13 protein-coding genes and 1 pseudogene are annotated in these 12,345 nt (G+C 62.9%); all 14 read right to left on the reverse strand.

The annotated features are described in order from the left end of the window. Positions 1-135: 135 nt before the first annotated feature. Positions 136-726: a CDP-diacylglycerol--glycerol-3-phosphate 3-phosphatidyltransferase gene (gene pgsA, locus ACE3TQ_RS26025; protein ID WP_374586523.1), complete on the reverse strand. Its 591-nt coding sequence runs from the start codon at positions 724-726 to the stop codon at positions 136-138. Positions 727-908: 182 nt separating this feature from the next. Further along, positions 909-2,762: an excinuclease ABC subunit UvrC gene (uvrC, locus tag ACE3TQ_RS26030; RefSeq protein ID WP_374586525.1), complete on the reverse strand. Its 1,854-nt coding sequence runs from the start codon at positions 2,760-2,762 to the stop codon at positions 909-911. Continuing rightward, positions 2,755-3,153, reverse strand: coding sequence for a holo-ACP synthase (gene acpS, locus ACE3TQ_RS26035; RefSeq protein WP_374586527.1), 399 nt, complete (start codon positions 3,151-3,153; stop codon positions 2,755-2,757). The genes uvrC and acpS overlap by 8 nt, the downstream gene beginning before the upstream one ends. Then, the gene (gene pdxJ, locus ACE3TQ_RS26040) at positions 3,150-3,908 is read right to left on the reverse strand and encodes a pyridoxine 5'-phosphate synthase (RefSeq protein ID WP_374586529.1); all 759 of its coding nucleotides are present in this window, start codon (positions 3,906-3,908) and stop codon (positions 3,150-3,152) included. Before pdxJ ends, acpS begins: the two co-directional genes overlap by 4 nt. Before the next feature lie 9 nt (positions 3,909-3,917). Further along, positions 3,918-4,712 carry a DNA repair protein RecO gene (recO, locus tag ACE3TQ_RS26045; protein ID WP_374586532.1) on the reverse strand — a complete coding sequence of 265 codons (795 nt, stop codon included), beginning with the start codon at positions 4,710-4,712 and terminating at the stop codon, positions 3,918-3,920. A gap of 54 nt (positions 4,713-4,766) precedes the next feature. Beyond that, positions 4,767-5,669 carry a GTPase Era gene (era, locus tag ACE3TQ_RS26050; protein ID WP_374586534.1) on the reverse strand — a complete coding sequence of 301 codons (903 nt, stop codon included), beginning with the start codon at positions 5,667-5,669 and terminating at the stop codon, positions 4,767-4,769. 16 nt (positions 5,670-5,685) lie between these two features. Then, positions 5,686-6,474: a ribonuclease III gene (gene rnc, locus ACE3TQ_RS26055; RefSeq protein WP_374586536.1), complete on the reverse strand. Its 789-nt coding sequence runs from the start codon at positions 6,472-6,474 to the stop codon at positions 5,686-5,688. Positions 6,475-6,480: 6 nt separating this feature from the next. Then, entirely contained in the window at positions 6,481-6,858 is a 378-nt protein-coding gene (locus tag ACE3TQ_RS26060) for a DUF4845 domain-containing protein (protein WP_374586539.1), read from the reverse strand. Between the two features lie 21 nt (positions 6,859-6,879). Then, entirely contained in the window at positions 6,880-7,809 is a 930-nt protein-coding gene (gene lepB, locus ACE3TQ_RS26065; RefSeq protein WP_374586540.1) for a signal peptidase I, read from the reverse strand. Beyond that, entirely contained in the window at positions 7,806-9,599 is a 1,794-nt protein-coding gene (gene lepA, locus ACE3TQ_RS26070) for a translation elongation factor 4 (RefSeq protein ID WP_374586542.1), read from the reverse strand. The genes lepB and lepA overlap by 4 nt, the downstream gene beginning before the upstream one ends. Before the next feature lie 136 nt (positions 9,600-9,735). Beyond that, complete coding sequence (locus ACE3TQ_RS26075) at positions 9,736-9,978, reverse strand: glutaredoxin family protein (RefSeq protein WP_374586544.1); 243 nt, start codon at positions 9,976-9,978, stop codon at positions 9,736-9,738. After that, positions 9,979-10,422, reverse strand: a complete 444-nt coding sequence (locus ACE3TQ_RS26080; protein WP_374586546.1) for a hypothetical protein — start codon at positions 10,420-10,422, stop codon at positions 9,979-9,981. A gap of 100 nt (positions 10,423-10,522) precedes the next feature. After that, on the reverse strand, positions 10,523-11,992 hold the full coding sequence (locus ACE3TQ_RS26085; protein WP_374586547.1) for a DegQ family serine endoprotease: 1,470 nt from the start codon (positions 11,990-11,992) through the stop codon (positions 10,523-10,525). Between the two features lie 117 nt (positions 11,993-12,109). Next, positions 12,110-12,345 (reverse strand): annotated as a pseudogene (locus tag ACE3TQ_RS26090) (hypothetical protein); the annotation flags it as partial.

Consider the following 12,345-nt stretch of genomic DNA (forward strand, 5'->3'; position numbering starts at 1 on the left):
AACTCTCGACCTCAACCTTGGCAAGGTTGCGCTCTACCAACTGAGCTACTCCCGCTTTGCATCGCTGCGTTGTCATCAACAGCAGGCCAGCATTATAGATGATCTAAACCGGGTGTCAAGGGGCAATATTGTTATTTACGTTAACGTGCCCGAACGTTCCTTGATCAGGGGCCACGCCTTCTTGAGGTAGTAGAACATGGACCACACCGTCAGCACGCTGGCCAGCCACAGCAGCATGTGGCCGATCACGCGGGTATCGATGGCGCCGAACAGCACGTCCTGGTACAGCAGCAGCGGGATGGCGGTCATCTGGGCGGCGGTCTTGATCTTGCCGATCGAGTGCACGGCGACCGATTTAGAGGCGCCGATCTGGGCCATCCATTCGCGCAGGGCGGAAATCGTGATTTCGCGGCCGATGATGACCAGTGCCAGAATCGGGTGCCAGGGGTCCTGGCGCAGGTTGACGATAACCAGCAGCGCTGCGGCCACCATCAGTTTGTCGGCTACCGGGTCGAGGAAGGCGCCGAAGGCGGAGGTCTGGTTCCAGCGCCGGGCCAGGAAGCCGTCAAACCAGTCGGTGACGGCGGCGACGATGAAGATGGCGGTGGCGGTGGCGTTGCGTTCGTGGGCGGAGAGCCAGGTGTCCGGGAAGTAGAACACGCCTACGACCAGGGGAATCAGCGCTACGCGCAACCAGGTCAGCAGGATGGGGATGTTGAAAGGCATATGCGGTGTATAAGAATTGTAATGACGCGCCGCTAGTGTATAACGCCGGGGCGGGTTAGGCCAGTTTGGCTTGAAAACCGTTGAACCGGGAAACCAGGGTACGGCCCAAGGGCCGGACCCTGGCCGGCGGCGGGTGCCTATCGGGGTCCGACCCTGCGGGTCGTACCCCGGTTTCCCGGTTTTCAGTGCAGCTGTCGATAGATCTCTTCAGCCAAGGTATCGGAAATCCCCTCTACCGACTTCAAGTCTTCGACACTGGCGTTCATCACGCCTTTCAGCCCGCCGAAGCGCGCGAGCAGCTTCTGGCGCCGTTTCGCGCCGATGCCTTCAATCTCCTCCAGGCGCGAAGTCTGGCGCGCCTTGGCGCGTTTGGCGCGCATGCCGGTAATGGCGAAGCGGTGCGCTTCGTCGCGGATCATGGCGACCAGCATCAGGGCGGCCGACTCCTTGCCCAGTTCCTGCGGCGCGCGTCCATCGACGAACACCAGCGTTTCCAGGCCGACCCGCCTGCCCTCGCCTTTCGCCACGCCGACGATCAGGCCAATGTCCAGCCCCAGTTCGACGAACACCTGGCGCGCCATTTCGACCTGGCCTTTGCCGCCGTCGATCAGCACCACATCCGGCATCACGCCGTCGCCGCCCGCCACTTTTTCGTAGCGGCGCGTCAGCACCTGGCGCATGGCGGCGTAGTCGTCGCCGGGCGTAATGTCGTTGATGTTGTAGCGGCGGTACTCGCCGTTCTGCATCTGGTGATGGTGGAACACCACGCAGGAAGCCTGCGTCGCCTCGCCCGCCGTGTGAGAAATGTCGAAGCATTCCACGCGCAGGGTGTCGAGGTCTTCGTTCTCCAGCCCCAGCACTTCAGCCAGGGCGCGCGTGCGCGCTTGCTGCGAGCCTTGCTCGGACAACAGGCGCGCCAGCGAGATCTCGGCGCCCTTCTGCGCCAGCTCCTGCCATTGGCGGCGCTGGCCCTGCGGCTGGAACACGAGGTTGATGCGGTGGCCGCACTGCTCCTGCAGGGCGAGGATCAGCTCCGGCTGGTCGAATTCGATGTTGAGGATCAGCGTGCCGGGAATCGACTTGTCCACGTAGTGCTGCACCAGGAACGCAGCCAGCACCTCCTGCTCGATCGGGCGCTCGGCCACCACTTCCGCATCCAGCACATGGGTCGGGAAGTAAGCGCGGTCGCCCAGGTGGCGGCCGCCACGCACCATGGCCAGGTTGACGCAGGCGCGTCCGCCCTGCACCACCACGGCGAGGATGTCGACATCCTGGTCGCCAGTGGTTTCCATCGATTGCTGGTGCAGCACTTTCGACAGCGACTGGATCTGGTTGCGCACTGCCGCCGCCTGCTCGAACTTCAAATCGCTGGCGTAGGCGAGCATTTTCTGCTCCAGCTCCTCCATCACCTCCGACTGGCGCCCGCGCAGGAAGCGCGCCGCGTTATTGACGTCGTTACGGTAATCGTCGGGCGCGATCAGGCCCACGCACGGGCCGCTGCAGCGGCCGATCTGGTGCAGCAGGCAGGGGCGCGTGCGGTTCATGTACACGCTGTCCTCGCAGGTGCGCAGCATGAAGACCTTCTGCAGGATCTGCATCGACTCGCGCACCGCCCACGACGATGGGAAGGGGCCGAAGTACTGGTGTTTGCGGTCCACCGCGCCGCGGTAGTACACCATGCGCGGAATCTCGTCGCCGGTCAGCTTGAGGTAGGGGTAGCTCTTATCGTCGCGGAACAGGATGTTGTAGCGCGGCTGCAGGGCCTTGATCAGGTTATTTTCCAGGATCAGCGCTTCGGCCTCGCTACGCGTGACCGTGGTCTCCAGGCGTGCGATACGCTCGACCATCAGCGCAATGCGCGGGCTCGACAAATTCTTCTGGAAGTAGCTCGACACGCGCTTTTTCAGGTCGCGCGCCTTGCCCACGTAGAGCACCTTGTCTTCGGCGTCGAAGTAGCGGTACACGCCTGGCAGGTTGGGCAGCTTGGCAACGGTGGCCATTACCTGTTCGCGTGGATCTTGGGTTTCTTCAGTCATTCGCTCGCTCGACGATCGCGTAGGCGACCGCGTAATCCTCTTCATCGCTCACGGAGATATGGGCGACCAGCGCGTTCTGCAACATGAACTCGCCCAGCGAACCGCTGCAGGCGATATAGGGCTTGCCCAAATCATCATTGAGCAGTTGCGCGGTGTGCCAGGTCATGGGAGCGCGCAGCCCCAGGCCAAGCGCTTTGGAAAACGCTTCCTTGGCGGCGAAACGCGTGGCCGCATAGCGCACCCCACGCGCCACGCTGCGTTCACAGCGCTGCTGGTAGATCGCAAATTCTTCGGGACCGAGGATGCGCCGCGCGAAGCGTTCGCCGCTGCGCTCCAGCGCGGCGGCGATGCGTGGCACTTTGCAAATATCGGTGCCGATGCCGTAGATCATTTAGCGCCCAGGCGGGTCGAGACCATGATGGCCTTCATCTCGCGCACGGCGTTCTCCCAGCCGGCGAAGATCGAATGCGCCACGATGGCGTGGCCGATGTTCAGTTCCGCGATATCCGGGATCGCGGCAATCGCCTGCACGTTGGTGTAGTGCAGGCCGTGCCCGGCGTTGACCTTCAGGCCATTCTGCACGCCCCAGCGCACGCCGTCCTTGATGCGCTGCAGCTCGCGCGCCTGCGCGTCGCCTTCCGCGTCGGCGTAGGCGCCGGTGTGCAGCTCGATCACCGGCGCGCCAACGGCGGCGGCAGCCTTGATCTGCTCCTCATCGGCATCGATGAACAGGGAAACACGGATGCCCTCCCCTTGCAGCTGCTTGACCGCCGCCTCCACCTCTTTGTGGAAGCGCACTACATCCAGGCCGCCCTCGGTGGTGATTTCGGTGCGCTTTTCCGGCACCAGGCAGACGTCGGCCGGCTTGATGCGGCAGGCGAAGTCGATCATCTCCTGCGTCACCGCAGCCTCCAGGTTCATGCGCGTGACCAGTTGCGGCGCCAGGGCGATCACGTCGGCGTCCTTGATGTGGCGGCGGTCTTCGCGCAGGTGCAGGGTAATGCAGTCGGCGCCGGCCTGCTCGGCCAGCAGCGCGGCGCGGATCGGGTCCGGATAGACGGTGCCGCGCGCGTTGCGCAGGGTGGCGACGTGGTCGATATTCACGCCGAGGTCGATGACGGTGCCGGAAGGAGACAGGAAGCTCATATTCTTTTCTTAAAGTTGCAGCAAATCGATCAATATCTGGCGCGTGTTCAATGGCGCGCCGCCAAGGTGCCAGGACAGCAGGTAGCGCATCAGCTGCTTGCTTTGCGCCTGCGTGGCCGGGTCGGTGTAATCCTCGCGCTCCATGTCCAGCAGCGTCTTGCCGGCGACGCGCGGAGCGCTGTCGTCGACGCGTTCGGGACGCGGGCCGCGGTCGGGGTCCACCACGTAATGTACATCGGGCAGCACTTTTGTGCGCGTGTCGGTGCAGCGCACCAGGTCGGCCGCCACGCCGGTCTCGCGCAGCAGCGCCATTTCGAACTTGCGCAGCACGATCGGCGCCGGCTCGTTGTGCGCCAGCTGGTTGAGGGTGGAGACGTAATGGTCGAACAGCTTGGGGTGCGCATCATCGCGCGCGGTCAACTTGACCAGCAGTTCGTTGAGGTAGAAGCCGCACAGCAGCGCGGTCTTTTCCAGCGGACGCATGCCGCCGACCCAATCGGCATCGGTCAGCGTACGCAATTCATTCTTGCCGGTCCAGCCGGTGGTAAGTGGCTGGAAAGTTTGCAGCACCCCGCGCAGCTGCGAATGCGGACGCTTGGCGCCCTTCGCGATCAGCGCCACGCGCCCGAAGTCGCGCGTGAACAGCTCGATGATGAGCGAGGTTTCCTTATAAGGATAGCTATGCAGCACAAAGGCCGGCTGGCCCAAGACCCGGGTACCGACCGTCCGCTGCTGCCCCGGCGCCCTGCGCTTCTGCGCCGGCGCCGAAATGTCCGTTTTGGGGTCAGGAAGAATGGTGGACATTTCTTCCGCCACTGCAATTTTTGTCCACTTTTCTTCCTGACCCCGGGATGGACATTACTCGTAGCCGTAGGCGCGCAGGCCGGCTTCGTTGTCGGCCCAGCCGGACTTCACTTTGACCCAGATCTCGAGGTAAACCGGGCCGCCGAACAGCTTTTCCATGTCGAGGCGGGCTTGCGTGCTGACTTCTTTCAGGCGCGCGCCTTTGTTGCCAATGATCATGGACTTGTGGCCGTCGCGTTCGACCAGGATGGCGGCGAAAATGCGGCGCAGGTTGCCTTCCTGTTCGAACTTTTCAATCAGCACGGTGCTGGTGTACGGCAGTTCGTCGCCAACAAAGCGGAACAGCTTTTCACGCACGATTTCCGAGGCGAGGAATTTCTCGCTGCGGTCGGTAATGTCGTCTTCGCCGAAGATCGGTTCGTTTTCCGGCAGGTGCTTCTTGATCTCGTTTTGCAGGCCGTCCAGCTGGAAGCGCAGCTTGGCGCTGACCGGGACAATGGCGGCAAAGTTGAACTTGGCGGCCACTTGCTGGGCAAACGGCATCAGCACGGCTTTGTCTTTCACGCGGTCGGACTTGTTGATCACCAGCAGTACCGGTACGTTTTTCGGCAGCAGGTTCATCACCTGTTCGTCGGCCGGGCCGAAGGTGCCGGCTTCGACGATGAACAGGATCACGTCGGACGATTCCAGTGTGTTGGTGACCGTCTTGTTCAGGGTCTTGTTCAGCGCGTTCGAGTGGCGCGTCTGGAAGCCGGGCGTGTCGACGTAGATGAACTGGGCGTCGCTCACGGTCTGGATGCCGGTGATGCGGTGGCGCGTGGTCTGCGCCTTGCGCGAGGTAATGCTGACCTTGGCGCCGATCAGGGTGTTCATCAGGGTCGACTTGCCTACGTTCGGGCGGCCGACAATGGCGATATAACCGCAGCGGAAGCCGGCGGGAGTGGGTGCGGTAGTCATGTCAAACTCGTTTCAATTATTGTTTGGCGAGCTTCTTTTCAGCTGCCGTGTCGCCCTGGACGGTCGCAATGCCGGCCAGCTTCAGTTGCGCGGAGCGCTGGCGCGGCTTGCGGCCGGCGGCCGGGGCCTTCTTCAGCGCTTCTTCGGCCACTTCCAGGGCCAGCTTGGCGGCGGCCTGTTCGCCGGCGCGGCGGCTCCCGCCGCGGCCGTAGACCTGGATGCCGAGCTTGGGCACCAGGCATTCGATCTCGAATTCCTGGCTGTGGGCGGCGCCATGGGTGGCCACCACGTTGTACAGCGGCAGCGAAATCTTCTTCGATTGCAGGAATTCCTGCAGCAGGGTCTTGGCGTCCTTGCCCAGGGTTTGCACGTCGACCGCATCCAGGATCGGGATGTAGAAGGCGCGCACCACGGCGGCGGCGCGGTCGAAGCCGCCATCCAGGAAGATGGCGCCCAGCAGCGCTTCCAGCGTGTCGGCCAGGATTGAGGGGCGGCGGAAACCGCCCGACTTCAGTTCGCCTTCGCCCAGGCGCAGGAACTGCGACAGTTCCAGCTTCTGCGCGATTTCGAACAGCGATTGCTGCTTGACCAGGTTGGCGCGCACGCGCGACAGGTCGCCCTCGTCGAGGGAGTTGAAGCGTTCGTACAAAATCGAGGCGACCACACAGTTGAGGATGGAGTCGCCGAGGAATTCCAGACGTTCGTTATGCAAACTGCTGTGGCTACGGTGCGTCAGGGCCTGCTGGAGCAATCCAGCATCCTGGAACGTGTAGCCCAATCTGGTTTGCAATAACTGTAAATTCATCACTTATTATTCAGCCTTTTTCTTCACGCCACCCTTGACGGTCGTGCCCTCGTACTCCATCAGGAGACTGGCGGGGCCGAACAGGGGGATCTTCTTCTCGTAGGCAAAGCTGATCTCCAACTCGCCGCCCTGGCGCTCGATCAGCAGGTCGCGGCCGCTAATGGCCGTGATGTAACCGACTTCCGCACTCTTGTTGAACGACTCCTGGATATCCTTGACCGAGCCGCCGGCCTCTTTCTTGGCGCGTTCGATCGCGCCCTGGACGGCGCGGTATTCCATATAGGTCGGAACAATCTGCATACCCAGCAGGACGATACTGCCCAGGACTGCGATCAGGACAATCAAACCCACCAGGCTGATACCGCGTTGACGCTGCTTATGCATAAATTCCTTCCCCCAGTTTGCTTAGCGGATGCCGCCAAGGCGCTCGAAATTGAAATTACCCAGGTTCATCCAGACAAAGAAGGCCTTGCCCACAATGTTCTTGTCCGGTACGAAACCCCAGATACGGCTGTCGGCACTATTGTCCCGATTGTCGCCCATCATAAAGTAATTTCCTTCAGGCACTACACACGAAAAGCCTTCGTAGTTGTAAGTGCAAGCCTCGCGGTGCGGATAGTTATCGTCCACCTGGCCAATCTGCACTGGCGGCGCCTTTTCGTTGTTCAGGATGCGGTGCTGCACATTGCCCAGCTGTTCAGTGAACTGCTTCTGGTAGCTCAGCGTGCCCTCTTCCAGGTAGTCTTCCATCGGGGTGTAGCCGACCGCCTGGCCGTTGACCGTTAAGCGCTTGTTTTGATACACAATTTTATCACCGGGCACGCCAATCACCCGTTTGATGTAGTCCTGGCTCATATCCTTCGGATACTTGAACACCATCACGTCGCCGCGCTGCGGGTCGTTCAGCTGCACCACCTTCTTGTTGATGATCGGCAGGCGGATGCCATAGGTGTACTTGTTCACCAGGATCAGGTCGCCCACCAGCAGGGTCGGCACCATCGACGACGATGGGATCTTGAACGGCTCCCACAGGAAGGAGCGCAGGAAGAACACCAGCGCAATCACCGGGAAGAAGCTGCCCGAATACTCGATCCAGGTCGGCTGGCGCAGGATGTCCGCTTCCAGCTTGGCGCGCGAGTTGCCTTGCTCGTCCATGCGGATGCCGTTGGCGGCCGAGCGCGCCATGCGCGCGTCGTACTCGGCCAGCGCCTGGTCGGCAGCGGCGCGCCGCTGCTTGGCAAAGACTGCCAGATCGAGGACCCAGATGATCCCCGTCACCACCATCAGGACGAACAGGATTAATGCGAAATTGCCCAGGATGGATTGCAGTGTCATTTCTCTTCCACTTGAAGGATTGCCAGGAATGCTTCCTGTGGGATCTCGACCGAGCCCACTTGCTTCATGCGCTTCTTACCTGCTTTCTGCTTCTCCAGCAGTTTCTTCTTACGGGTGATGTCGCCGCCGTAGCACTTGGCCAGCACGTTCTTGCGCATCGCCTTCACGTTTTCACGCGAGATGATGTTGGAGCCGATGGCAGCCTGGATCGCCACGTCGAACATCTGGCGCGGGATCAGCTCGCGCATCTTGGCCGCCACGGCGCGGCCGCGGTATGGCGCATTGGCGCGGTGCACGATGATGGCCAGCGCGTCGACCTTCTCGCTGTTGATCAGCATGTCGACCTTGACCACGTCGGCCGCGCGGTTTTCCTTGAACTCGTAGTCCATCGAGGCGTAGCCGCGCGAGGTCGACTTCAGCTTGTCGAAGAAGTCCAGCACGATCTCGGCCATCGGCATTTCGTACACCAGCTTCACCTGGCGGCCGTGGTAGGCCATGTCCATCTGGATGCCGCGCTTGGCGATACACAGGGTGATCACGGAACCGACATACTCTTGCGGCATGTACAGGTTCACCGTCACGATCGGCTCGCGCACTTCGGTGATGTGGCTCGGGTCCGGCATGCGCGACGGGTTGTCCACGTGGATAATCGTGCCGTCGCGCTTGACCACCTCGTACACCACGGTCGGCGCGGTGGTGATCAGGTCCATGTCGAATTCGCGTTCCAGGCGTTCCTGCACGATCTCCATGTGCAACAGGCCGAGGAAGCCGCAGCGGAAGCCAAAGCCCAGCGCCTGCGACACTTCCGGCTCGAACATCAGCGCGGCGTCGTTCAGCTTCAGCTTTTCCAGCGAGTCGCGCAGCGCGTCGTACTGGTTCGCTTCCACCGGGAACAGGCCAGCGAACACCTGCGGCTGCACTTCCTTGAAGCCTGGCAGCGGTGCCGGGGCGCCGTTCTGCACATGGGTGATGGTGTCGCCGACGCGGGCGGCTTTCAGTTCTTTAATGCCGGCGATGACGAAGCCTACCTGGCCGGCGGTCAGCTGCGGCAGCGAGACCGAGCGCGGCGAGAAGATGCCGACGTCGTCCACCAGCTGCTGGGCGCCGGTGGCCATCAGGCTGATCTTGTCCTTCTGCTTCAGGGTGCCGTTCACCACGCGCACCAGCATCACCACGCCCACGTAGGCGTCGTACCAGGAGTCGATGATCAGCGCCTGCAGCGGCGCTTCCGGGTCGCCCTTTGGCGGCGGCACTTTGGCGATGATCGATTCCAGCACGTCTTCCACGCCCAGGCCGGTCTTGGCCGAGCACTGCACGGCGTCGCCCGCTTCGATGCCGATCACGTCCTCGATTTCCGCAATCGCGGTGGGCGGGTCGGCGTTCGGCAGGTCGATCTTGTTCAGCACCGGCACCACTTCCACGCCCAGGTCGAGCGCGGTGTAGCAGTTGGCCACGGTCTGCGCTTCCACGCCCTGCGACGCGTCCACCACCAGCAGCGCGCCTTCGCAGGCGGACAGGGAGCGGCTGACTTCATAGGAGAAGTCGACGTGGCCCGGGGTGTCGATCAGGTTCAGGTTGTAGATCTCGCCGTTGCGCGCCTTGTATTTCAGGGCTGCGGTCTGGGCTTTGATGGTGATGCCGCGTTCACGTTCCAGGTCCATCGAGTCGAGGACCTGCGCTTCCATCTCGCGGTCGGACAGGCCGCCGCACAGCTGGATGATGCGGTCTGCCAGCGTGGATTTGCCGTGGTCGATGTGGGCGATGATGGAGAAATTGCGAATGTTATTCATTAAAAATCGAAGCGAGCTATAACAAAAAGGCGCTTGAGCGCCTTTTTATGGAAATCAATGCAAGGGTAACCCCCAGCATTTTACCGGATTTCAGAGTGGAAAGCCGGTTTTCTAGAGGGAGCTTATTAAAATGCAATTATTTCGACAACACGGCCCGTACTTTGGCCTCATCCAGGAAGTAGTGGCATAGCTCCGGCTCGTCCAGGCTGGCAAACAGGACCGGTACCAGCTCGTCGAACCGCGCCACCAGGTCCGGGTCGGCATCGACGTCGATTACTTCAACTGTGAACGGTCTTTCCGGGGTTTGCAGGGCGTTCAGGGCGGCCAGCATGTCTTCGCACAGGTGGCAGTAGGAGCGGGAATAGAGGGTGAAGTGCATTCAGGGCTTGCGTGGGTTGGTCGGCGGCGCCTCAGGCGCGGGCTGCCATTGTAGCGCGCCCGGCGGGATGTTGATAATGATGGCGGGCGGTTGCGCCGTAGGCGTCGGCGTCGGCGTTGGCGCCGGCGCCGGCGCCGGCGCCACTGCCACGGCCAGCGGCTCCGCCTTGGCGAAGCGTCCCTGGGGCGGCGCCGCGAAGTTCAGAACAAAGGTCATGACCATGATCGTCATCGTCGTGAATCCGAACATCAGGCCGATCATCCACTTGACCAGTGTCGCCCCCATGCGCTCGACATCCTCCCTGGTTGCAGTCTGCTCCAGTCGCGTTTCGATCCTTATCAGACGCTCCCTGACTTCCACGACATCGGCCTCCAGCTTGGTCACACGAACCTCGGTGCGACCATCTTCTGCCGGTGGGTGCTGGTTGTCAAACTCAGGCGGCATGGCTTCCTCCGTGCGCGATGCGGGAAAGCCAAATGTAACGCCGCCGCGGGCTTACCGCCTTGAGGGGCGGCAAACACGCGGCGGCGTGGGGCGCTAAGGCTTACTTGGCGACGGGAGCCGGGCGCAGCGAGAAGTGCTGCGCCTGGTTGCCACGGCGCACCAGCACGGCGGCAGCGCGCTTTGGATCGAGCTTGGCTACGGCGGCGTTGAACTGCTTGGCGTCGACGATGTCCTGGTTGTTCAGCATCAGCAGGATATCGCCCTGGCGCAGGCCGGCCGCTTCGGCCACGCCTTCGGTATCCTCGACGATCACGCCGCCGTTGACGCCGAGTTCGCGCTTCTGCGCCGGAGTCAGGTCGCTCACCACGAAGCCGAGGGCATTGGCGCCCGAGGCCGGTGCGGCGCCGCCCCTCTGTTCGCCGCGCTTGCCACCGGCACGGCCAGCCACGCGCTGCTCCGGATCAGCCTCGCCCACAACGACCTGCACTTCGGCCGGGGCACCCTTGCGCCAGACGGTCAGGGTCGCCTTGCTGCCGGGGGTGGTGCCCAGCACCATGCGGGTCAGGTCGGCAAAGCGTTCCACGTCCTTGCCGTTGTACTTGAGCACCACGTCGCCTACGCGCAGGCCGCCCTTGTCGGCCGGGCTGCCCGGCTCGATCAGGGTCACTTCGGCGCCCTTGTTATTCTTCAGGCCCAGCGACTCGGCCACATCCTTGTTCAGCTCGCCGATCTGCACGCCCAGGCGGCCACGGGTCACCTTGCCCGACTTCTTCAGCTGGTCGGCCACACGCATCGCCTCGTCGATCGGGATGGCGAAGGAAATGCCGTTATAACCGCCCGACAGGGTGGCGATCTGCGAGTTAATGCCGATCACCTCGCCCTTCAGGTTGATCAGCGGACCGCCCGAGTTGCCGGGGTTGACCGCCACATCGCTCTGGATCAGGGGCAGCAGGTCGCCGGTATCGCGCGCCTTGGCCGAGATGATGCCGGAGGTCACGGTGTTTTCCAGGTTGAACGGGGAACCAATCGCGATCACCCACTCGCCCACGCGGCTCTTGTTCGGGTCGCCCACCGTCAGGAACGGCAGCCTGGTGGCATCGATCTTCAGCACCGCCACGTCGGCGCGCGCATCGGCGCCCAGCACCTTGGCCTTGAACTCGCGCTTGTCGGTCATGGTGACGTAGACCTCGTCCGCGCCATCCACCACGTGGGCATTGGTCAGCACATAGCCATCGGCCGACACCACAAAGCCGGAACCGATGCCGCGCTGGATTTCCTGGCCCGGCGACGGCAGGTTGCGGCGGCGCGGGGTCTGGCCGCGCGGCACCTGGCCGCCGAAGAAGCGGCGCAGGAATTCCTGCATCTCGTCGGCCTGGGTGGCCGCATCGACATCACGCTGGGTAATGCGCTCGGTGGTACGGATATTCACAACTGCCGGCCCGACCCGCTCAACCAGGTCGGCAAAATCCGGCAAACCGGCCACGGCGGGAGCCGCAGCATAGGCGGGCGCGAAACCAGCAACGGCTGGCAGGGTGAGCGAGGCTGCGCTCAGGACCAGCGCAGAAATCATGGTTTTTTTCATGGTTGCGTTTAGTGAAAGTAAATGAAGTACAGGCAATATAAATCAGCTTGGCGTAAAACGGGCGCGTGATTTTGTGACGATATGTTGCGGCCGCCCTTTTCCGTTTCAAGAGGAGGATGCCAGCACCTTCACTCCCTGCCCCGCCGCGGCGCTGCCGCCCGCCGCCGGCCCGGCCTCGCCGGCTTCCCCGCCCAGTTGCCCGCCGCCGGCGCTGCCGCACACCAGCCCGCCAGCCGCAGCGTGCGGCGCGCCGCCCACGCCGCCGCCGGCCGCGCCCCCGGCCGCCGCGGCGAGCGCGGGCGCCCGCCGCGCGGCCAAATACGGTGCCGGCTCGGCCGCGG

This window comes from Pseudoduganella sp. (assembly GCF_041914865.1).
GTDB lineage: Bacteria > Pseudomonadota > Gammaproteobacteria > Burkholderiales > Burkholderiaceae_D > Rugamonas.

What these genes read in the sequence shown, in the direction of transcription:
- pgsA (WP_374586523.1), bottom strand. Translation starts at nt 726, where the DNA reads ATGCCTTTCAACATCCCCATCCTGCTGACCTGGTTGCGCGTAGCGCTG.
- ACE3TQ_RS26080 (WP_374586546.1), bottom strand. Translation starts at nt 10,422, where the DNA reads ATGCCGCCTGAGTTTGACAACCAGCACCCACCGGCAGAAGATGGTCGC.
- recO (WP_374586532.1), bottom strand. Translation starts at nt 4,712, where the DNA reads ATGTCCACCATTCTTCCTGACCCCAAAACGGACATTTCGGCGCCGGCG.
- acpS (WP_374586527.1), bottom strand. Translation starts at nt 3,153, where the DNA reads ATGATCTACGGCATCGGCACCGATATTTGCAAAGTGCCACGCATCGCC.
- lepA (WP_374586542.1), bottom strand. Translation starts at nt 9,599, where the DNA reads ATGAATAACATTCGCAATTTCTCCATCATCGCCCACATCGACCACGGC.
- rnc (WP_374586536.1), bottom strand. Translation starts at nt 6,474, where the DNA reads ATGAATTTACAGTTATTGCAAACCAGATTGGGCTACACGTTCCAGGAT.
- ACE3TQ_RS26085 (WP_374586547.1), bottom strand. Translation starts at nt 11,992, where the DNA reads ATGATTTCTGCGCTGGTCCTGAGCGCAGCCTCGCTCACCCTGCCAGCC.
- pdxJ (WP_374586529.1), bottom strand. Translation starts at nt 3,908, where the DNA reads ATGAGCTTCCTGTCTCCTTCCGGCACCGTCATCGACCTCGGCGTGAAT.
- ACE3TQ_RS26075 (WP_374586544.1), bottom strand. Translation starts at nt 9,978, where the DNA reads ATGCACTTCACCCTCTATTCCCGCTCCTACTGCCACCTGTGCGAAGAC.
- ACE3TQ_RS26060 (WP_374586539.1), bottom strand. Translation starts at nt 6,858, where the DNA reads ATGCATAAGCAGCGTCAACGCGGTATCAGCCTGGTGGGTTTGATTGTC.
- uvrC (WP_374586525.1), bottom strand. Translation starts at nt 2,762, where the DNA reads ATGACTGAAGAAACCCAAGATCCACGCGAACAGGTAATGGCCACCGTT.
- era (WP_374586534.1), bottom strand. Translation starts at nt 5,669, where the DNA reads ATGACTACCGCACCCACTCCCGCCGGCTTCCGCTGCGGTTATATCGCC.
- lepB (WP_374586540.1), bottom strand. Translation starts at nt 7,809, where the DNA reads ATGACACTGCAATCCATCCTGGGCAATTTCGCATTAATCCTGTTCGTC.